We start from the raw sequence: 21,129 nt of genomic DNA, 5'->3' as shown, positions 1-21,129 counted from the left end.
ATCCTTATAAGAAATAGATGATTGATTTAGTGAAGAGATTTTTATGATAGAAATGAGGGTTGATAATGGTTCGACAACGGGAATTTGATGAGGAAAAAGTGTTGGATGAGGCCTTGTTGCTTTTTTGGGAGAAGGGGTATAGAGCGACTACATTAAGCGACTTAACTGCAAAAATGGGAATACAGCGGCCAAGCTTATACTCAGCGTTCGGTGATAAAGAGGAATTGTTTGAAGCGGCATTACGCAAATATACAACTCAGCATGCTGCCCACATTCGAACAAAACTTCAAAACAATCTATCTGTAAAGGAAGCATTTCATATATTATTTGCTGAATTAGTAGAAGAGGAATATGGAAATGGGCCGAGTAAAGGGTGCTTCTGCATCAATACAATAGTCGAGCTTGCCCCCCACGAAGAGAAATTTGAAATTCTTACAAGAGAGCATCAGATGTATCTTTCGGTCATTTTTGAAGAAAAAATTGTACAAGGTATTCGCTCGGGTGAGCTCGAAAGCAGTCTGAATGCCAAAGCCTTAGCACAGGCGCTGGTTGTTTCTTTTATTGGACTTACAGTCCTCATGAAATCTCGCCCAGAGCGTTCATTTGTAGATCATTCTGTAGCGACGATACTATCCATATTGAAATAAATAGTCTATATAAAGAAAGCGTATTTTGATCCATTGATTAAAGCACGCTTTTTCTTTTAGGGTGTGATGGACACGTTTTTGTGATATGATAAGGGAACAAACATTCGTATTCGTGAGTGTCACCATATGTAGCTCTAAAAATAAGTGAAAGTGCACATCTAAAAAGCGTGTGATCATGCTGAAAGAAAGCAGGAGATACTTTGAAACCATTAACAAAAGAAGAAAAAAACCAGATGATGATTGCCATTCAGCGTTACTTTGCTGAAGAACGAGAAGAGGAGATTGGTGAATTAGCAGCCATCAATATATTAGAATTTATCACAAAACATCTTGGAAGCTACTATTATAATCAAGGGGTTCGTGACAGCCGAAATATCGCTGTTCAAAGATCTCAATTGTTAGAGGAAGATCTATTCGCATTAGAGAAAAGAATATAATCAAAAAGCTCGTTTTTCTTGTTCACCCTGCTAACAGATAAAGAGGAAAAAAGACCCCCTTAATAAAGAACGCATATTCGTATCATATGTAATGATGAAAAGGTGGAACCAAAAGTCCACTTGAATCGTTATATAAGTAACCATTAATGAAAATCAGCTTTTTTGGTTTTATTTCATCAAAAGAAGGAATAGAACATACAAATAGGCGAAGTGCAGATGATGGAGGTTCTAAATATGGGGAAAATCAAATTAAAAATCGCAATCTTATTTGTTTTACTGCTTTGTTTAGGCGCAGGTTATTTATACATGAATGGCATGAAAATTGAAGATGTGCCAACAGCCATTGGCGAAAGTTTAACGAATAATGATAAAGATTACACCATCTATGAATATACCATTACAAAAATTGATGGTGATGAGTATTACGGTCAAGCCAAAAATGGCACGAAAATCATTTTTAACGGAAAGAAATTTGAAGATGATGTGGCCGATCTGAAAAAAGGCGATCGTATTAAAGCATACTTTAGTAATGAAAAAAGAATAGACGGTCTTATAAAAGTAGTAAAAGTCGTCAATTAACAAGTCTCCTTTCCTATAGGGAGGCTTTTTTTTATGAACAGGTGATAAATCTTGATTGTTGCATTTGACCACAAGGATCGCTATAATAGCCCCTAAGGACAGCTAAATATCGATTGTATCCTTCGGGGCAGGGTGAAAATCCCGACCGACGGTAATAAAGCAAATGCTTTACAGCCCGTGACCCGTTAATTTATTAACGGTTGATTCAGTGAGAAGCTGAAGCCGACAGTGAAAGTCTGGATGGGAGAAGGATAACGAAAGCTATGTATGAACAAAAAATATGTGTTGATCATAGTTTTATTTCTAATGCAAAAAAACCACAGCCCCGGAATTTTTCCGGGGCTTTCTGTATGTCAATATAGTCATCGCATGCAGTGTTTATTAGGTGATCCCTCATTTACCTTGTATGGACCATAAAAAGCGACGAAGGTGTTCAATCGATCACATGTCCCAAACATCGCTTTTTCATAAAGTGAGAAATACAAAAGAAAGAGAAAGGGAGGATCACATGTTTACGGGGATTATTGAAGAAGTGGGTACAGTCCAGTCATTGAGCAAAAGATCCGCAGATGCCATGGAAATTATCATCAAGTGCAGTCGTGTACTAGAAGATGTTCACCTAGGCGATAGTATCGCCATCAATGGCGTTTGTCTCACTGTCACAAGCTTCACAAAAGAACAGTTTGCGGCAGATGTGATGCCTGAGACGGTCAAAGCGACATCACTTGATCAGCTTGCACCAGGTAGCCAAGTGAATTTAGAGCGAGCGATGTCATCAAATGGACGATTCGGCGGTCATTTTGTTTCAGGCCATGTTGATGGAACGGCTGTGATTACCCGTGTAGAAAAGAAGAGTAATTCCATTTACTATGATTTGAAAATGGACAAGACCCTCACAGATATGCTCACAAAAAAGGGATCGATCGCAATAGACGGCGTCAGCTTGACTATTTTCGATTTACGAGATGCTCATGTGACAGTTTCTATCATTCCACATACGCTTGAAGGAACTATTTTCCCGACTAAATCTATGGGGGATGTAGTAAATATTGAATGTGACATGATCGGTAAATACATTTATCGCTTTTTAACAAAAGAGCAAAACGAAAAGCAGCCATCACGATTAACCCCATCATTTTTAAAAGAGCACGGATTCTAGGAGGCGATTGTATGTATCATTCAGTTGATGAGGCAGTAAATGCCCTGAAACGAGGAGAAATCATTATCGTAGTAGATGATGAAGACAGAGAAAATGAAGGAGACTTTGTGGCACTTGCTGAGCATGCAACGCCGGAAGTCATTAACTTCATGGCTTTACATGGAAGAGGTCTTATTTGCACACCAGTTCATGCCTCGATTGCGAAACACTTGGATCTGCATCCCATGGTCGAGCGAAATACGGATGCACATCATACAGCATTTACAGTGAGCATCGACCATACGTCAACGACAACTGGTATAAGTGCTTTTGAGCGCTCAACGACCATTTTGGCCATGTTAAATAAAGAGTCAAAACCAGAAGATTTTGCCCGCCCAGGTCATGTTTTCCCTCTTATTGCGAAAGAGGGAGGCGTAGTAGAAAGACCAGGTCATACAGAAGCAGCCGTTGATCTTGCTAAACTTGCGGGTTCAGTGCCAGCGGGTGTCATATGTGAAATTATGAATGCAGATGGAACCATGGCCCGCGTACCCGAACTACAAAAAATTCAAAAAGAACACGATTTAAAGATGCTGACGATTGAAGCGTTGCAGGCATATATAAACAAGCAAACAACGACAATGAAAACAAAATAAAAATCACAAAAAAGGATGATGAACATATGAATACAATACAAGGGAATGTAGTAGCAGAAGGATTAAAGTTTGGAATCGTCGTCGCTAGATTTAATGATTTTATTACAAGCAAACTGCTAGATGGAGCAGAAGATACATTGCTCAGACACGGAGCAAACGGTGACGATATTGATGTCGTGTGGGTGCCGGGGGCTTTTGAAATTCCGTATATGGCAAAAAAACTAGCAGAAACAAAAAAATATGATGCAGTCATTACACTTGGAACCGTGATTCGCGGGGCAACATCACATTACGATTATGTTTGTAATGAAGCGGCTAAAGGAATCGCACAAAGTGCCATCTCAACAGGGGTGCCGATTATCTTTGGTGTACTGACAACAGAATCTATTGAACAAGCCATTGAAAGAGCCGGTACAAAGGCTGGAAATAAAGGCAGTGAATCGGCTGCAGCGGCTATTGAAATGGCCAACCTAAATCGAACGTTTCGTTAATTTGATGAAAAAGAGTTTAAAAACAACCTAAAAGTGTTTATAATGTGTGATGAGCAAGTGATTCATAAGACATTTGCTGGAAAATAGGATAATTTTAATATTGAGGGGTATATATGTTAATTCGTTACAAGAGGTCTTTTGAAAAAATTGCCATGGGACTCCTGTCCTTTATGCCGGGTGAGAAAGACGTCAAACAGCTTCAGCAGACGATAAAGTCGTATGAAATGGATGAAGATCGGCAGCTGTTCCTTTGGAAAGATGGTGAGGATATCGTCGGTGCGATTGGTGTGCTGAAAACAGACGACCAAGTACAAATCGAACATATTAGTGTCAATCCGTCCCATCGTGACCAAGGCATCGGCAAGGAAATGGTATTAGCCGTGGAAGAAGTATTCAAAACGAAAACACTCATTCCAAATGAATTAACGCAAGGCTTCTTTCATAAGTGTCACAATGAAACAAACTAAATATCACACATGTAAAAGCAGAGGTTATATGCCTCTGCTTTAGATTGTTGACAAAGGGCTAAAATGAACTTGATTTTAGCCCTTTGTCTTCTTTTTTTCAGCGTGATAGAAACCTTTGCAGTCTAGGAAGGACGAGTACTGGAGCGGAGCGAATTCGATATTCGTGAGCACCGGCACGCAGGACTGACACCGAATGCGAGGGTTTGTCTACACGCTGAAGCAGAGGTTATATGCCTCTGCTTTTTTTACGTTCCATCTGTTTTTCACGTTCAAGCAATACGTCCGTCCGATCACGCAGTCTATGCTTTTCAATTAAGAATGTATGGGATAAGTTGCTCTCCTGTCCGAAGGTTAAGCCTTCTTTTTCCGCCATCTCTTGGCATAAAGAAAGAAGCGTTTCATCTCGGATTGGCAGCATCACACTTTCGTAGGGCATGTCTTCATCGATTTTCTTTTTCAGTGTTCTCAGCAGTAAAAGAAATGCCTCTTCATCAAGACCTAATTCTGTTAGTACGTTCCGGTCCGAATCTAATATATGAAGGCTGTTTGAAATCAGCCGTTTTGCTCCTTTTCCATTTCCTCGTCTTTGATGATACAAAGCAACAGCAAGCTGAATGAGACCCACCCAGTACTTTTTGCGCTGATGAGGAGGATCTTCTTTCCAAAATTCTTCAAGAATTTCATGACACTCAAAATAATCTCTTGTCGTATGAAATTCATGTAAAAAAGCCACGTACGCTTTAGGATACACAGCGGTCATCTCCTTTTCCACTATCAGTCTAACATACCGAAAAGAAAAGAAGAAAGAGCGCCCCTTTATGAAAGGACGCTCTGTTTCTTTAATAAACCCAAGCCGCGCCAACGATGATCAGCAAGATGAACAGCACAACAATAAGCGCAAATCCTCCGCCGAAGTAATAACCATCTCCCATAATGTTACGGCCTCCTTTTTCATCAGTTCTGATTACAATGGTATTCTATGTATAAATGCCCTCATTGGTATGGGCGAATCCACTGTTTTTCTTTTTTTGCCTGCTGCCTCATGGTCGAAATTATATTGGACGAGAGCTTTATCGTGTCTTATACTAAAGGTTAGCCGATGAAAACGGTACTTAGAAGACAGTAGAAATGGTGAGAAAAGAATGCTGGAATATCAGGTGAAAATAGATTCGTTTGAGGGTCCTTTGGACTTGCTTTTACATTTAATTAACCGTTTGGAAATTGATATTTATGATATTCCCGTCGCTAAAATTACGGAGCAGTATTTATTATATGTCCACACGATGAGGGAGCTTGAACTGGATGTTGCAAGTGAGTATTTGGTGATGGCTGCAACTCTCCTGAGCATTAAAAGCAGAATGCTTCTTCCAAAACAAGAGGAAGAGCTGTTTGATGAAGACCTGATGGAAGAAGAAGAGGACCCTCGTGATGAGCTGATTGGTAAATTAATTGAATACCGCAAGTATAAAAATGCAGCGCAAGAACTGAAGGAACGTGAAGAAGAGCGGCAAAACGCCTTCACAAAACCACCAAGTGATTTAAGTGATTTTGCAAAAGAAGCAGAAGCGAAGGACACAAACTTACACGTCACGGTGTATGATATGTTAGGTGCGTTCCAAAAGGTATTGAACCGCAAAAAAATAACAAAACCAGCACCATCAAAGATTACAAGACAAGAAATCCCGATTGAAGACAAAATGAATGAGATTATGAACCATTTAAGAAAAACAAAAAAGCGGACCAATTTTATGACTTTATTTCAACATGATCAAAAGGAACACCTTGTCGTGACGTTTCTTGCTGTTCTCGAATTGATGAAAAGCCATCAAATCATGCTGGAGCAGGAAGGAAACTTTGAAGATATTTATATCATAGGGAGTGAAACGATTCATGACGCTTGATATCGTGAATTGGAAAGCCATCTTAGAAGCGCTGCTATATGCAGCAGGTGATGAAGGCTTAACAAGAAAACAGCTCATGTCTGTTCTTGAAGTTGATGAGGCAGCGTTGCTTGATATTATGTCTGCCGTAAAGGAAGAATATCAAAAACAAGAACGAGGGATTGAGCTTATTGAATATGCAGATTCATATATGCTGCTGACGAAAAAAGAATACAGCGTATATTTAAAAAAATTAGTAGAGACACCATCGAAAGGTTTGTCACAGGCAGCGCTAGAAGTGCTCGCCATTGTCTCGTATAAACAACCGATTACACGCAGCGAAGTCGAGGAGATCAGAGGCGTGAAATCAGAACGAGTGCTGCATAGTTTAGTTGCCAAAGCACTGCTCTGTGAAGTAGGACGTGCCGATGGTCCGGGACGAGCGATTCTTTATGGGACAACACCTACCTTTTTAGAGCAATTTGGTTTAAAAGCATTAGACGAATTACCGCCACTTCCAGAGAATGTGGAAGCAGATGGGGTACAAGAAGAGGCTGATCTCTTTTTTGAAAACTTCAATCAAACATTTGAAGAGATAAAATAGTTCAAAATAAGGAAAAATGTATGATAAAATATAAAAAAGATTTTAGGTCTAAAATCTTCGTTTGAAAGATAAAATGGTGACAAAGCCATGAGGGGAAGGTAAACACGAAACAAATGGCACATATGAATGTAAAGGCTCAAGTTGATCAAGCAGGCGTTTTTTTATCAAAGGTTGCAGTTGAAGTGAATGATTTTCTGAACGAAGCTACCTTATCAAGCTTGAAACGATTAAACCCGGAAGCGGAAGCCTATTATTGTGACATATTAAGTACATTGCGGAAGCTTGCAGTTTATAGCGAGGATGCCGCGGCGGTTTGTAGGAAAATCAGGCAGCAGCAGACATTCCCGCAGCAAGCCGCACAGCAGACGCTTCATCGTATTTATCATCAATGTATTGAAGAATTTTTTACACCAAAAAAGGATACTTGGTATGAAAATAGCCGTTCAGCCTACACAGGAAAAAGCTGCATTGTTTTCCATTATGAAGTATCGGCTGAGGTCAAACGTTTGTTTTCTTCATTAGAAAAAGATTTTTTAACGATGAGAGAAGAGCTGGAATATACAACATCTCATCAGCAAATGAAAATGGTATAAAGAAGACAAAGCAACTCTCACATGAGAGTTGCTTTTTTTTATGGACGAGGCATCATAACTTTTTCAGCCGCGCATACACTTGTACAAAACGGACAAGGACGTGAATGAACATGCCCTATTTAAAAATTGGAACAGCAGTCCTTCTTCTATTAACACTCTTACTGCCTTTTTCCTCACACGCTCAAGCAGACGTCTCATTATCGGTGAGTGCGAGAAGCGCCATTTTAATAGATGGACAGTCAGGCAGAGTCCTATTTGGAAAGGACGAGCACGAAAAAAGAAGAATCGCCAGTATCACAAAAATTATGACGGCTGTATTAGCCATTGAATCAGGAAAAATGAACGACATGGTCAAAGTGTCAAAACGTGCGATTCAAGCGGAAGGTTCTTCGATTTATTTAAAGGAAGGACAGAAGGTGAGTTTAGAAGACTTGACATATGGGCTCATGCTGCGCTCTGGAAATGATGCAGCTGTTGCCATTGCAGAACATGTTGGCGGCAGCTTAGAAGGCTTTATTTTTATGATGAACCAAAAGGCCTCTGAACTAGGCATGGAGAATACGAATTTTCAAAATCCGCATGGACTCGATGATCATAAAAACCATTATTCATCAGCTTATGATATGGCGATCTTAACGAAGTACGCCATGAAGCATCAGCAATATCAAAAAATTGCCGGTACCACCTTTTATAAAGCAAAAACAATCGAGGGTTATTGGAAAAATAAAAACAAGCTGCTCACGGGTTTGTATCAATATTCGACTGGAGGGAAGACAGGATATACAAAACTTGCAAAACGCACACTTGTCTCCACAGCTGCAAAAGGAGATGCTGCGCTCATTGCTGTGACGATTAATGCACCGGATGACTGGAAGGATCATATCTCAATGTTTGAGTATGCATTTGATCACTATAAAACGTATGTGCTTGCTGAAAAAGGCAGGCTCGCTTCGTTAAAAGGGACTTTTTACGAAAAAAAAGCGTTTATTAAGCGGGATGTGGACTATTTACTAAATGAGGATGAGAAAAAACTAGTGGAAATCGAAACGGAAATGCTGACGCCTGAAAAGAAATGGGAGAAAAACAAAGAAGCGATCCCAGATGTAGTAGGGAAAATGACGTTCTTACTGGATGGTCAGGTGATTGAGCAAGTCCCGATTTTTTATGAAAACAAACGCAACCGAATGCCTCAAAAAAGCTTTCAAGAAATGTTTAAATCTGTCTTTCAGACATCGATAGGCGGATCTTCATGGTCAATCTGATTTGGGTATTCCTTACGGTCATCGGTCTTGTCTATGCAATGTTTAACGGAACGATGCATGAAGTGAATGAAGCGGTCTTTAAAGGATCAAAAGAAGCGGTCACCATTTCAATAGGGCTGATTAGTGTTCTTGTATTCTGGCTAGGATTGATGAAGATCGCAGAAGAAGCGGGGTTGTTACATTTCTTTAGTAAATTATGCCGGCCCTTTATCTCAAAACTATTTCCTGAGATTCCTGCGAATCATCCAGCGATGGGGTATATTCTGTCCAATCTCATGGCAAATTTCTTTGGCCTTGGGAATGCCGCTACACCACTTGGAATTAAGGCGATGGAGCAGATGAAAGTATTAAATGGCGGAAAAAATGAGGCGAGCCGGTCTATGATCACTTTTTTAGCAGTCAATACATCTTCTATCACACTTGTGCCAACGACTGTCATTGCCATTCGTATGACCTATGGCGCAGATCAGCCAACAGATATTGTAGGCCCAACCATTTTGGCGACACTTATTTCAGGTATCGGTGCGATTATGATTGATCGCTATTTCCACTATCGCAGAAGCAAGCGGGGGTGATCTTGTGGCATTTATTAACTGGCTGTCACTTGCTTTGATTCCACTGATCATCGCAGGAATATTAATTGCAGGGACGATTAAAAAAGTACCGACGTACGAAACATTTGTAGAAGGCGGGAAAGAAGGCATTCAAATTGCCTTTTCAATCATTCCATATTTAGTCGGTATGCTTGTCGCCATTACGATTTTCCGAGCATCAGGTGCCCTTGACTTTGTCATGGAATTATTGAAACCTGTGTTCACAGCGATTGGAGTTCCTACAGAAGTGGTGCCGCTTGCGTTTATTCGTCCTATATCAGGAACAGCGGCGCTTGGTATGACATCAGACTTAATTGCGACTTATGGTCCAGACTCTTTTATCGGCAAGCTTGCCGCCGTTATGCAAGGGTCAACGGATACGACCCTTTATATTTTAACCGTCTATTTTGGAGCAGTTGGTATTAAAAAAATGGGAGATGCACTGAAAGTGGGGCTGTTAGCAGACCTGATTGGGATCATTGCATCGATTATTATCGTCAGTTTGTTATTTAGCGGCGCCTAATCAGGTGCTTTTTTTATTTCGTGGATGGAAAACAGCTTTTTTGTTGAAATTAGACAGATGAAACGCTTATTTTTCCACGAATGCTTGTTTGTTTCAAGCCAAGCAAGTAAGATAGTACATGAGGTGAAAGACAAATGGAACGTTTACAGAAAGTAATTGCCCATGCCGGCGTCGCTTCTAGACGAAAGGCTGAAGAATTAATTAAAGAAGGACGAGTTACCGTTAATGGTGAAACAGTGACAGAGCTCGGAGTAAAGGTGGGCTCTTCAGATAAAATTGAAGTCAATGGCTTAAAGCTTGAAAGAGAAGAACCGGTTTACTTTATGCTTTATAAACCGCGCGGCGTCATTTCAGCTGCCGAGGATGATAAAGGACGAAAAGTCGTGACAGACTTCTTTGATGATGTTCCGCAGCGTCTGTATCCAATCGGCCGGTTGGATTATGATACGAGCGGTTTAATTTTGATTACAAATGATGGCGAATTTGCTCATAAGCTCATGCATCCGAAATATGAAATTGATAAAACGTATGCAGCGAAACTAAAAGGCATCCCTTCAAAAGAATTGCTTAGAAAGCTAGAAAAAGGAATCATGTTAGACCATAAAAAAACAGCACCTGCCCGTGCCAAAATGCTCTCGATTGATAAACGAAAGCAAACATGTATTGTGCAATTAACCATTCATGAAGGCAGAAATAGACAGGTTCGCCGCATGTTTGAAGCAATCGGTCACGACGTTTTAAAACTCAAAAGAGAGCAATATGCTTTCCTTCATATTGAAGGCATGAGACCAGGAGATCGCAGAGAATTGACGCCGCATGAAGTAAAACGCCTAAGAGCGATTGCGGATCATGGGAAAAGCGCTTTTTAATTTTCACATAAACTTCAAAAAATGAAGAAGCATCAAAAGAAGGAGAATGCTATAATTTACCTGAATGTCTATGGGGAAGGGGTACTTCAGATGAAGAAAAGACGATTTTTCATACGGACGGGCATTCTCCTCGTGATGCTTGCTGCACTGTGTTATACGATGTATAACTCAGTATTTGCCAAACAGGATCAAATCAAAGAAGGATCTATTGCGCCGAACTTTGTCCTTCAATCGGTAGATGGGGAACGGATTGAATTAAAGGACTTAAAAGGCAAAGGCGTCTTTCTCAATTTTTGGGGTACATGGTGCGGTCCATGTAAGCAGGAATTCCCTTATATGGCAAATCAGTATGAAGTGTTCAAGGATCGCGGTGTCGAAATTGTTGCCGTGAATGTGGGGGAATCCAATATTGCTGTGAAGAATTTTATGGATGCTTATGGCGTGAATTTTCCTGTTGCCATGGACAAAGATCGTCAAGTGACAGAGGCATATGATATTACGCCGCTGCCAACCACATTTTTAATTAATCCTGAAGGCAAAGTAATCAAAGTCATAAAGGGGACGATGACAGAACGTAATGTCTATGAATATATGAATTTGATTAAACCAAAGGGGTCATAGAATGAAAGAGGTAAAGTGCGAGTGTGGACATATTAATCCAATCGGTACTGTTCTATGTGAATCATGCGGGAATCCCATTGCAGCAAAAGAGAAAAATTCATCAAAGCTGCTTGATATGAGATATGACGGCAGTGCAAGACGCTCGCAAACATACAACAAAACGATTGTTGATAAAGTATGGAACTTTTTTTCTTCCGTAAAAGTGGGTGTGTGGCTCATTGTCATCACACTGTTAGCTTCTTCGCTAGGAACTATTTTTCCGCAGGAGCGGTTTATTCCGCCAGGTGCATCAGCTTCCACTTATTATGAGGAGCAATATGGGTCGTTTGGCAAGTTATATTACATCCTTGGATTCCATGATCTTTATAATTCTTGGTGGTTTTTAGCCCTTGTCGCATCTATCGGAATTTCCCTTGTGATTTGCAGCCTTGATCGAGTGATTCCACTTTATCGCGCACTCAAAAATCAAGGGGTTGTCAAAAAAGAAGGTTTTATGAGAAGGCAGCGTCTTTTCAGCGAAACAAATCAAACATTAGATCAACATACATATGAAGGCATCGTTAGTAAAATGAAACAAAAGCGTTACCGCGTAAGAGAAGAAGATGGACATATTTTAGCTGAAAAAGGCCGCTTTTCCCGCTGGGGACCTTACGTCAATCATATTGGATTAATTATATTTCTCATTGGATCCATGCTTCGATTTGTCCCAGGAATGTACGTGGATGAAACATTATGGGTAAGAGAAGGCGAAACGGCACCAATCCCAGGAACGGGAGGCCAATACTTCTTAAAGAATAATGCGTTTTCAATTGACCGCTATGAATCTGAAAAAGAAAAAGAAGTCTTTGAAAATGCTATTGAAAAGGCTGGCGATGGTCAAGTCGTCAAAAGTTATAAAACCGATGCCGTTTTATACAAACGTGAAGGGGAAGTTGTTTTTGGTGAAAAACCAAAGCTGAAGCAGGTAACAGAACACGATATTAAAGTGAATGAACCGCTTAAGTTTGACAATTTCTCATTATATCAAGTGGATTTTAAACAAAATGAACTCGATCAAATGGTCTTTCAGCTGATTCGAAAAGATACTGAGAAATCTTTCGGAACAGTAAAGATTAATCTGCTGGAGCCTAAGTCAGAATATGATCTTGGTAGCGGTTACAAAGTCAAGGTGATGAGTTATTTGCCTGATTTTTATTTTGACGAAGATGGCACACCTAGTACGAAAACGAGGAATCCGAATAATCCTGCGTTCGTATTTGAAATGATCTCTCCTGAAAAACCAAAAGGTGAAAAAAGTTTTGTCGCGATTCAAGAGACAGTAGAGGATTCTGATAACAATCTTTATAAAATGAAATTTGACCGGGTTGAAACAAAAAACGTGACAGGTTTAACGGTTCGAAAAGACTTAACACTCTGGGTACTTATTGTTGGCGGAATGATCTTTATGATTGGTGTCGTACAAGGGATGTACTGGCAGCATAGAAGAATCTGGCTGTCGGCAAAGGATGGAAAAGTGTTTGTGGCAGGACATACAAACAAAAACTGGTTCGGCTTAAAGTCTGATCTCAAGGTGTTACTGCATGGCAGTGGCATCAAACAGCCAGTGGATCAAAAAGAACTGCCTGATACAACAAGTATCAGCAAAAGCAAGGGGGAAGGATTAGATGGCGGCAGTCAGTGAAAACCTGTTATTTGCAGCTTTTCTATTGTATTTAGCGGCAGTTCCTTTTTTTGGAGGGGCCATTAAAGGAAAAAAGAAGGAAGATGGTCCGCGCAAAAACAAGGCGGCACTTATCGGCATAACGCTCACCATCATCGGTTTTTTGAGTCAATTTGGCTATTTTATTTCAAGGTGGATCGCGTCTGGTCACGCACCAGTCAGTAATCTGTTTGAATTCACCACAGCCTTTGGCATGATGCTGGTGCTCGCATTTATTATTTTATATTTTGTCTATCAAGTGTCTGTGCTAGGTTTATTCACACTTCCAATCGCTTTATTAATCATTGCTTATGCAAGCATGTTTCCATCGGATATTTCACCGTTGATTCCTTCGCTTCAAAGTAATTGGCTATATATTCACGTCACGACAGCAGCGCTTGGTCAAGCCATTTTGGCGATCAGTTTTGTGGCAGGTGTGATTTTTCTTTTGAAGCATGTCGATCAAACAAAACCGGGGAAGAAAACCTTTGGCTTAGAGCTGGTCATGTTTATGATTGTGGTCACCCTTGCATTTATCGCTGTCACGTCCATCTTTAGAATGACAGGGTATGAAGCGGAATTTAATTGGGTAGATAAAAATAAAGAAGAGAGCGTCATGGTCTATGAGCTGCCTGCCTTAGTAGGACCTCATAAAGGAGAACTTATCACAAAAGATCGTTTAGAGCCTGTGGTTGATCTGCCGCCTGTTTTTTCAGGTAGAAAGGTGAATACAGTGCTGTGGTCATTTGGCGTTGGGCTGATCATTTATGGACTGCTAAGATTGATCATTCGCAAACGACTAAGTGCGCTGCTTCAGCCGCTCGTAAGACAGGTGAATCTTGATTTAGTCGATGAAATTGGATACAGGGCTGTTTCCATAGGATTCCCTGTATTTGCGTTAGGCGGTCTTATTTTTGCGATGATCTGGGCACAAATTGCATGGACGAGATTCTGGGGATGGGACCCGAAGGAAGTATGGGCTTTAATTACATTTTTATTTTACGCCGCCTATCTCCACCTTCGGTTATCACGAGGCTGGCATGGTGAAAAGTCCGCTTGGCTTGCTGTAATCGGATTTGCGATCATTATGTTTAACCTCATCTTTGTCAACCTAGTGATTGCCGGGCTTCATTCTTACGCGTAATCGCATGAAAAAGGCCAACTTTTATGATTCGATTCGGCTTTTTGTTAAAATGTATGTAACAACGGAGAAAGCAGGAGGATTGTCTAATGGAACACACAACTCAAACGAAAATATTAGTCGTCGATGATGAGGCAAGAATTCGTCGCCTTTTAAAAATGTATTTAGAACGGGAAAATTATGAAATTGATGAAGCGGAAAATGGGGATGAAGCCATTCAAAAAGGACTTCAAACCGATTATGACCTCATTTTGCTTGATTTAATGATGCCTGGGACAGATGGGATTGAAGTGTGTAATCAAATCCGAGATAAAAAAGCCACACCAATTATTATGCTGACAGCAAAAGGTGAGGAAGCTAACCGTGTGCAAGGCTTTGAGGCAGGAACGGATGATTATATCGTCAAACCTTTCAGCCCGCGTGAAGTGGTTCTTCGTGTGAAAGCACTGCTAAGAAGATCGTCTCAAACGTCATACCTTAATACTGGAACAACCACAAAAGATGTTCTCGTGTTTTCTCATCTATCTATTGATCATGATGCACACCGGGTCACAGCAGATGGAAAAGAAGTCAGCCTCACGCCGAAAGAATACGAACTTTTGTACTTCTTGGCAAAAACACCGGATAAGGTCTATGACAGGGAAAAGCTTCTCAAAGAAGTGTGGCAGTATGAATTCTTTGGGGATCTGAGAACAGTGGATACTCACGTCAAAAGGCTTCGCGAAAAACTAAATAAAGTGTCACCAGAAGCAGCGAAAAAAATCGTGACAGTATGGGGTGTCGGGTACAAATTTGAGGTCGGCGCTGAATGAAGCTGTGGAAAAGTGTCGTAGGAAAGCTATGGTTAACCATTCTTTTCCTCGTGCTCATTGTTTTATCGATTTTAACTGTGCTTCTTTTAGAGTTCATTGAGAATTACCATGTGGAAGAAGCAAAGTCTGATTTAACACAAATGGCCAACAAAGTAGCAGTCATTTTAGAAAGCCATGAGGATCAATCGCTTGCAAGATCGATTACATCAGAACTAGCTGATAAATTGACAAGTATCGCGATTGTTCAAGAGGATGGACTAGAATGGTATTCGTCTGAAAAAGGCGGGAAGCTTCCTGCGATCACAAAAGAACAAATTGAAGCAGACAAAGATTTGAACAGGGCACTGACAGAACGAAAAAAAATCAGTAAACGAGCTGAATCTGATACAGGCAATCAGAAGGATGAACGCATTGTAGTAGGTGTTCCTTACGAGGCGAACGGAAAGAAAGGGATGGTCTTTCTTTCTCAATCCCTCCTCGCAGTAGAGCAGACGACAAAACATACGACGCGTTATATCTTCCTCGCAGCCGGAATTGCGATTGTGCTCACCACGATTTTCGCTTTCTTCTTATCCACTCGTGTCACCTATCCTCTTAGAAAGATGAGGGAGGGAGCACAAGATTTGGCGAAAGGGAAATTTGATACAAAGATTCCTATTTTAACGCAAGATGAAATTGGGGAACTGGCGATCGCCTTTAATCAAATGGGTAAGCAGCTTAAATTTCATATAACCGCTTTAAATCAAGAAAAAGAACATTTGTCCAACATTCTGAGCAGTATGGCAGACGGTGTCATCACGATCAATATTGATGGAACGATCCTCATGACAAATCCTCCTGCAGAAAGATTCTTGCAGGCTTGGTATTACGAGCAAAATATGAAGATCAAAGATGGGGATGAACTGCCGCCAGAAGCGCGTGAATTGTTTCATACTGCCGTCAGTACGGAAAAAGAGCAAATGATCGAAGTCACGCTGCAAGGGCGTACTTGGGTTCTTCTCATGTCTCCGCTTTATAATCAGCAAGATGTCAGAGGAGCGGTAGCGGTACTTCGCGATATGACAGAAGAGAGAAGACTGGATAAGCTAAGAAAAGACTTCATTGCAAATGTTAGTCATGAACTCCGCACACCTATTGCTATGCTCCAGGGCTATAGTGAAGCGATTGTCGATGACATTGCCGGATCTGAAGAGGAAAAGAAAGAGATTGCCCAAATTATCTATGATGAATCACTTCGAATGGGGCGTCTTGTGAATGATCTTCTCGATCTCGCACGTATGGAAGCTGGTCATATTACACTGAATCTTGAATCAACTGATACAGAAGAGCTGACTGAAAAAATTTACCGTAAATTCCTTGGAATTGCGAAAGAAAAACAAATCAACCTGACGTATGAAATTCAAGTAGAAGAACCGTATTTTGTATTTGATCCAGATAAAATAGAACAGGTTTTTACAAATCTCATCGATAATGCCATTCGTCATACACCAGAAGGCGGAGAAGTTCACTTCTCAGTTCAATCGGTGGAAAATGGGCTCAAGATGGATGTGAAAGATTCGGGAAGCGGCATTCCTGAAGAGGATCTCCCGTTTATTTTTGAACGGTTCTATAAAGCAGATAAAGCAAGAACAAGAGGACGTTCCGGTACGGGGCTGGGCCTTGCGATTGTGAAAAACATCGTAGAAGCGCATCAAGGCTCCATTCATGCACATAGTAAAGCTGGAACAGGTACTCACTTCACTTTCTATATTCCGAAAAAAAAGCAGGAACTCGTCTAATCTTGACGAAGAATCTTGTTACATGAGAAACACTTCTTTTCGAAAGAAAATGAAGTGTTTTTTCTATTTTCATATTTTTAAGGAGAAGTTAAACAAAAAGCCCTTTCCAAATTGTCGATCTTGTAATATATTTGTCATAAAGTTGTAATGTAACGTTTTGTGAGAGTCACTCGACAAAAATAAGTGAACGGAGGGGTTTCCTATGCATGAAACCTTTCAAAAAATATATGATTCGTACCATCAAGATTTGTACCAATTTTTATTTTATATGGTAAAAGATAAAAATCAGGCAGAGGATCTCGTGCAGGAGGTTTACATTCGGGTACTTCACTCATATAAAACTTTTGAAGGAAGAAGCAGCGAGAAAACATGGCTGTTTTCAATTGCAAGGCATGTGGCAATTGACTGGTTTCGCAAACAGCAAACCATCAGACAACGGGTGCTCGGCACGTTTGATTGGGATAAACAGGATGTAAAAGATCCAGACCTGCTCCCAGATGAATTGGCTGTACAGGATGAAAATATCAAAGAAATTTATGCCGCACTTGATCATTGCACCATTGATCAACGAGCCGTCATCATTTTAAGGTTTATCCAAGGCTACTCAATCATGGAGACGGCCAAGGCGCTAAAGTTCTCGGAAAGCAAAGTCAAAACAACGCAGCACCGAGGCCTGAAAGTGCTCCGAAAACATATGGAGCTTTTGAAGGAGGAGCTAGTGAATGAAAACGAACAGGTCCAATTGGAGCGAAGAACGAATTAAAGTATTACTCAGTCAGCTTCCAAAGGTGGAGGACAACCGTTCATCTAAGCAGATTTACCAGCAAATGCTGATGGCAAGCGGGAAGAAAAAGAAAAGTGCCAGATGGATCGGTCCAGCGGTCGCAACCGTTGTGGTCTTATTTATGGCGTTTTTGATTTCTCCTCATTTATTTCAGCCGGCTGCTCAAGATATAAAGAAAGTGAAAATGGACTCGAGTGCTGAAAAAGGACAGGTGAATGCTACATTAGAGGCGGTAAAAAACACAAATGATCCTTCACATGTTGCTTATGCATCTGACAAAGAAAAGTATATGACGATTTCATACATAGATGAATCGACTTCTCAAGTTGTCCCAATCAGTATTCAAAAAGAAAATAAGCATGATGATGTGCAGGCGCTTCTTGATACATACGAAAAACTGGAGCTGCCTGAAATGACAAAACCTCTTCAAGCTTATATGGATATGGTGGATGTGAGTGAAAAAGGGGATACACTGATTTTTCAGCTGAAAAATGATTTGTCTGTTGATACATTAAAAGAAGCCAATCGTTTTAAAGACATGGTCAAAGAAACGTTAAAATGGAGCCAATATAAACAAGTACAGGTCAAGTCTGTCAATGGCTCGCACCTTCAATTAGGGACGAATGGCCGTCTTGGTACCATTTCAATTAATAAACAAACAAAGCACGCTTACTACGTTTTAGAAAATAAGAGCGGGACATTTTTGGTGCCGTCAAAAGATGATTATCCTTCTTATAAAGATGCGGTAGAGGCGATGAAGCGGGCGAATGATGCAGGACTCGATCCACTCATTAAAGAAGAGCCTATTCAAAAGGTGACATCAAAAGGAAAACATGCAACCATCACGTTTGGAGCATCAGCACAATTAACGGACTCAATTGATCATATTTTACTTATTGAAGGACTGCTGCTCACAGCGAAAGATTTCGGTTTTACAGATGTCACGATACAAAATGCAGGAACAGATCAAGTAGGCCCATATGAATTAAAAGAACCGCTAGAGGTACCGGCACTGCCAAACCCGGTTGTTATCAAAGAACGCTAAAGGACGCAACTTATTGCGTTCTTTTTTCATGTATAGAAAAGGGCTTCCTTGAGGTATACTAAGCTGTCATGAAAAGAACTTCAAAGAAGGGAAGTCACTGATGAAAAGGTATTGCTACATATGTGCTAGCTGTTTCTTGTTCTTGACCTTATCACCGTTTGCCCATGCAGAGAAAACAACCGAGTGGGTGGAACCAATCAAAGGTGAAGTCACTGATTTGTTTGGGACAAGAGGTGGTTCGCATAAGGGGCTAGACATTGCTGCACCAGAAGGAGAATCCATTTTGGCTGCTAGCGAAGGTGTGGTTACTCGTTCCTATGTATCTGCTACATATGGAGAAGTTGTATTTATTCGGCATCCAAATGGATATGAAACCGTCTATGCGCATTTAAATGCGCGTTTTGTGAAGAATGGTGACCATGTACAAACAGGACAGCCGATCGGCATCATAGGCAACACAGGCGCTTCTAGGGGCACTCATTTGCATTTTGAGGTGCACAGGGGTCATTGGTCAGTTAGTAAAGAAGATGCAGTAGATCCGCTCACAATCATTGCAAGAGATCGTTTCCAAGAGCCAGCCCTTCATGTAGATGGATATGAGAAACATACATATGTCATACAACAAGGGGACACGCTCTGGTCCATTGCTAAAGCACATCAAATGACTGTTGATCAATTGAAGAAAATCAATGGACTGACAACGCATCTCATACGTACGGGTGAACGTTTAATCGTTTCAACAAAATAAACCTCATGCTTTTGCATGAGGTTTACCATTTTTTATAGGTCAATCAGACGCACAGAAAGAATATCGCTTACTTCAGTTAACGTTTGGACAATTTCATCTTCAAGGTGCTTGTCAAAAGAAAGCATCATGATGGCTTCGCCGCCTTTTTCTTTACGGCCTACTTGCATTGTCGCGATGTTCACATCGTGGTCGCCTAAAATCTTTCCAACTTGACCGATCACACCAGGTGCGTCAGTATGCTGAATATAGACAAGGTGCCCATCTGGGTAAAAGTCAATATTGAAACCATTAATAGAAACGACACGTTCACCTAGATGCGGGATATACGTTGCTTTTAATGTAAAGGTGGAAAGGTCACCTTTGACTTCAATGGAAATGCTGTTCTCATAGCCAGATTCGCTTGAAGAAATTTTCTCGCTAAAGCTAATGCCACGTTCTTTTGCCACCATACCTGCATTGACTTCATTTACAGTCGAATCGACGCGCTCTTTCAAAAAGCCAGAAAGCAGACTTTTTGTAATAAATGATGTTTCGAGTTTTGCGATAGATCCTTCATATGAAATGCTGACTTCTTTTACAGGTTCTCTCATCGATTGAGAAACAAGACGTCCAAGTTTTCCCGCAAATTGATGATAAGGCTGGATTTTTTTGAACTCGTCTTTTGTCATCGCTGGTAGATTAATAGATGACATGACCGGGAGTCCTTTTGCAAATTGAAGAACTTCTTCAGAGACTTGTGCCGCCACATTTAATTGTGCTTCTTTTGTAGATGCACCAAGATGCGGAGTGGCAATGACGTTTGGATGATCCACAAGTGGATTCTCAGTAGGTGGTTCTACTTCAAATACATCGAGAGCAGCCCCTGCGACATGACCATTTTCAAGTGCTTCAAGAAGGTCGCGTTCGTCAATGATGCCGCCGCGTGCACAGTTCACTAGACGAACACCTTTTTTCGTTTTTGCGATTGTTTCTTTATTGAGAAGTCCTCTAGTTTCTTTTGTTAAAGGTGTATGTACCGTAATAATATCTGATACTTCAAGCACTTCATCAAGTGATTTTGCATTGACACCAATTTTTTCGGCACGTTCTTTTGTGAGGAAAGGGTCAAATACGTTGACCGTCATGCCAAATGCTCTTGCACGCTGGGCGATTTCACTTCCAATTCTGCCTAAGCCAACAATCCCAAGAGATTTTCCGTAAAGCTCAGCACCAACATATGCGCCTCTGTTCCATTCTTTTGATTTCACAGAAATATTGGCTTGAGGAATATGACGCATGAGAGATGAGATCATCGCAAACGTATGCTCTGCCGTTGAAATCGTATTCCCATTTGGTGCATTGATGACAATCACACCGTGTTTTGTCGCTTCATCAATGTCAATGTTGTCGACTCCCACACCGGCACGGCCAACAATTTTTAATGAAGTCATTTTTTCATAAAGTTCTTTTGTCACTTTTGTGGCACTTCTGACAAGTAAGGCATCAAACGTGTGTAATTCATCTTCTGCTTCTGTTACATTTTTTTGAACAATTTCAACAAAATCTGATTCTAATAGTGGTAAAAGACCATCATTGCTCATCTTATCTGAGACTAATACTCGAAACATCGTAAGATTTCCTCCTAAAATAAACGTCATAAATATCTGATAATTTACCATATTCCTTTTCACTGTGTCAATCAAATTAAAGCAGTAAAGCGAAAAAGAAAACACGAACATTTTTTAGTGTCTTGATCAAGAATGGACACCTTTAAACAAAAGAT

At 40.6% G+C, this 21,129-nt stretch carries 25 protein-coding genes and 1 riboswitch; of the genes, 22 read left to right on the top strand and 3 right to left on the bottom strand.

Annotated features, from left to right (window positions below; genetic code table 11):
• The first annotated feature begins 65 nt into the window (after positions 1-65).
• The 7 genes from ACTJJD_RS01315 (at position 66) to ACTJJD_RS01285 (ending at position 4,415) form a co-directional block, all read left to right on the top strand.
• The gene (locus tag ACTJJD_RS01315; RefSeq protein WP_242730628.1) at positions 66-647 is read left to right on the top strand and encodes a TetR/AcrR family transcriptional regulator; all 582 of its coding nucleotides are present in this window, start codon (positions 66-68) and stop codon (positions 645-647) included.
• A 200-nt stretch (positions 648-847) separates the two neighbouring features.
• The gene (locus tag ACTJJD_RS01310; RefSeq protein WP_017359788.1) at positions 848-1,084 is read left to right on the top strand and encodes a DUF2164 domain-containing protein; all 237 of its coding nucleotides are present in this window, start codon (positions 848-850) and stop codon (positions 1,082-1,084) included.
• A gap of 234 nt (positions 1,085-1,318) precedes the next feature.
• Positions 1,319-1,663 (top strand): hypothetical protein, encoded by a 345-nt coding sequence (locus ACTJJD_RS01305; protein ID WP_008344451.1) that lies wholly within the window; start codon positions 1,319-1,321, stop codon positions 1,661-1,663.
• A gap of 114 nt (positions 1,664-1,777) precedes the next feature.
• Positions 1,778-1,919: riboswitch (FMN riboswitch) on the top strand.
• A 252-nt stretch (positions 1,920-2,171) separates the two neighbouring features.
• A complete protein-coding gene (gene ribE / locus ACTJJD_RS01300; RefSeq protein ID WP_242730626.1) occupies positions 2,172-2,822 on the top strand; it encodes a riboflavin synthase in 651 nt (216 codons plus the stop codon).
• An 11-nt stretch (positions 2,823-2,833) separates the two neighbouring features.
• The gene (gene ribB / locus ACTJJD_RS01295; protein ID WP_017359786.1) at positions 2,834-3,457 is read left to right on the top strand and encodes a 3,4-dihydroxy-2-butanone-4-phosphate synthase; all 624 of its coding nucleotides are present in this window, start codon (positions 2,834-2,836) and stop codon (positions 3,455-3,457) included.
• Positions 3,458-3,483: 26 nt separating this feature from the next.
• Entirely contained in the window at positions 3,484-3,948 is a 465-nt protein-coding gene (gene ribH, locus ACTJJD_RS01290) for a 6,7-dimethyl-8-ribityllumazine synthase (RefSeq protein ID WP_007501031.1), read from the top strand.
• A gap of 113 nt (positions 3,949-4,061) precedes the next feature.
• Positions 4,062-4,415 (top strand): GNAT family N-acetyltransferase, encoded by a 354-nt coding sequence (locus ACTJJD_RS01285; RefSeq protein ID WP_017359785.1) that lies wholly within the window; start codon positions 4,062-4,064, stop codon positions 4,413-4,415.
• Positions 4,416-4,641: 226 nt separating this feature from the next.
• Here ACTJJD_RS01285 and ACTJJD_RS01280 read toward each other — a convergent pair whose 3' ends face one another.
• Positions 4,642-5,166, bottom strand: coding sequence for a DUF309 domain-containing protein (locus tag ACTJJD_RS01280; protein WP_072367786.1), 525 nt, complete (start codon positions 5,164-5,166; stop codon positions 4,642-4,644).
• 88 nt (positions 5,167-5,254) lie between these two features.
• Complete coding sequence (locus ACTJJD_RS01275; protein WP_008359694.1) at positions 5,255-5,347, bottom strand: YjcZ family sporulation protein; 93 nt, start codon at positions 5,345-5,347, stop codon at positions 5,255-5,257.
• Positions 5,348-5,557: 210 nt separating this feature from the next.
• Here ACTJJD_RS01275 and ACTJJD_RS01270 point away from each other — a divergent pair, with 210 nt between their 5' ends.
• The 15 genes from ACTJJD_RS01270 (at position 5,558) to ACTJJD_RS01200 (ending at position 19,367) form a co-directional block, all read left to right on the top strand.
• The gene (locus ACTJJD_RS01270; protein WP_440608035.1) at positions 5,558-6,316 is read left to right on the top strand and encodes a segregation/condensation protein A; all 759 of its coding nucleotides are present in this window, start codon (positions 5,558-5,560) and stop codon (positions 6,314-6,316) included.
• Entirely contained in the window at positions 6,306-6,899 is a 594-nt protein-coding gene (gene scpB, locus ACTJJD_RS01265; RefSeq protein WP_008344462.1) for an SMC-Scp complex subunit ScpB, read from the top strand. Before ACTJJD_RS01270 ends, scpB begins: the two co-directional genes overlap by 11 nt.
• A 113-nt stretch (positions 6,900-7,012) precedes the next feature.
• The gene (locus ACTJJD_RS01260; RefSeq protein WP_061419515.1) at positions 7,013-7,492 is read left to right on the top strand and encodes a YpuI family protein; all 480 of its coding nucleotides are present in this window, start codon (positions 7,013-7,015) and stop codon (positions 7,490-7,492) included.
• A 110-nt stretch (positions 7,493-7,602) separates the two neighbouring features.
• Positions 7,603-8,754, top strand: coding sequence for a D-alanyl-D-alanine carboxypeptidase family protein (locus ACTJJD_RS01255; RefSeq protein ID WP_017367523.1), 1,152 nt, complete (start codon positions 7,603-7,605; stop codon positions 8,752-8,754).
• Positions 8,742-9,329 carry a nucleoside recognition domain-containing protein gene (locus tag ACTJJD_RS01250; protein WP_440608034.1) on the top strand — a complete coding sequence of 196 codons (588 nt, stop codon included), beginning with the start codon at positions 8,742-8,744 and terminating at the stop codon, positions 9,327-9,329. Before ACTJJD_RS01255 ends, ACTJJD_RS01250 begins: the two co-directional genes overlap by 13 nt.
• A 4-nt stretch (positions 9,330-9,333) precedes the next feature.
• The gene (locus ACTJJD_RS01245) at positions 9,334-9,870 is read left to right on the top strand and encodes a spore maturation protein (RefSeq protein ID WP_035391619.1); all 537 of its coding nucleotides are present in this window, start codon (positions 9,334-9,336) and stop codon (positions 9,868-9,870) included.
• A 134-nt stretch (positions 9,871-10,004) separates the two neighbouring features.
• Positions 10,005-10,739, top strand: a complete 735-nt coding sequence (rluB, locus tag ACTJJD_RS01240) for a 23S rRNA pseudouridine(2605) synthase RluB (protein WP_007501012.1) — start codon at positions 10,005-10,007, stop codon at positions 10,737-10,739.
• A 90-nt stretch (positions 10,740-10,829) separates the two neighbouring features.
• Positions 10,830-11,360 carry a thiol-disulfide oxidoreductase ResA gene (resA, locus tag ACTJJD_RS01235; RefSeq protein ID WP_017359780.1) on the top strand — a complete coding sequence of 177 codons (531 nt, stop codon included), beginning with the start codon at positions 10,830-10,832 and terminating at the stop codon, positions 11,358-11,360.
• 1 nt (position 11,361) lies between these two features.
• On the top strand, positions 11,362-13,041 hold the full coding sequence (resB, locus tag ACTJJD_RS01230) for a cytochrome c biogenesis protein ResB (RefSeq protein WP_440608033.1): 1,680 nt from the start codon (positions 11,362-11,364) through the stop codon (positions 13,039-13,041).
• Positions 13,025-14,203, top strand: a complete 1,179-nt coding sequence (ccsB, locus tag ACTJJD_RS01225) for a c-type cytochrome biogenesis protein CcsB (protein WP_440608032.1) — start codon at positions 13,025-13,027, stop codon at positions 14,201-14,203. Before resB ends, ccsB begins: the two co-directional genes overlap by 17 nt.
• An 86-nt stretch (positions 14,204-14,289) precedes the next feature.
• On the top strand, positions 14,290-15,012 hold the full coding sequence (locus tag ACTJJD_RS01220; RefSeq protein ID WP_003215596.1) for a response regulator transcription factor: 723 nt from the start codon (positions 14,290-14,292) through the stop codon (positions 15,010-15,012).
• Positions 15,009-16,790 (top strand): ATP-binding protein, encoded by a 1,782-nt coding sequence (locus ACTJJD_RS01215; protein ID WP_024718919.1) that lies wholly within the window; start codon positions 15,009-15,011, stop codon positions 16,788-16,790. The genes ACTJJD_RS01220 and ACTJJD_RS01215 overlap by 4 nt, the downstream gene beginning before the upstream one ends.
• A 202-nt stretch (positions 16,791-16,992) precedes the next feature.
• The gene (gene sigX / locus ACTJJD_RS01210) at positions 16,993-17,553 is read left to right on the top strand and encodes an RNA polymerase sigma factor SigX (RefSeq protein ID WP_007501006.1); all 561 of its coding nucleotides are present in this window, start codon (positions 16,993-16,995) and stop codon (positions 17,551-17,553) included.
• Entirely contained in the window at positions 17,513-18,619 is a 1,107-nt protein-coding gene (locus ACTJJD_RS01205) for a sigma X negative regulator (RefSeq protein ID WP_242730624.1), read from the top strand. The genes sigX and ACTJJD_RS01205 overlap by 41 nt, the downstream gene beginning before the upstream one ends.
• Before the next feature lie 100 nt (positions 18,620-18,719).
• Positions 18,720-19,367 (top strand): M23 family metallopeptidase, encoded by a 648-nt coding sequence (locus ACTJJD_RS01200; protein ID WP_242730622.1) that lies wholly within the window; start codon positions 18,720-18,722, stop codon positions 19,365-19,367.
• Between the two features lie 32 nt (positions 19,368-19,399).
• Here the strand turns inward: ACTJJD_RS01200 and serA are convergent, their stop codons facing one another.
• Positions 19,400-20,974, bottom strand: coding sequence for a phosphoglycerate dehydrogenase (gene serA / locus ACTJJD_RS01195; RefSeq protein ID WP_017359773.1), 1,575 nt, complete (start codon positions 20,972-20,974; stop codon positions 19,400-19,402).
• Positions 20,975-21,129 lie beyond the last annotated feature (155 nt).

Origin of the sequence: Bacillus sp. 22446 (genome assembly GCF_052044955.1) — a bacterium.
GTDB lineage: Bacteria > Bacillota > Bacilli > Bacillales > Bacillaceae > Bacillus > Bacillus altitudinis.
Note: the sequence above shows the minus strand (reverse complement) of the source record. Positions and strands in the feature narration are given on the sequence as shown.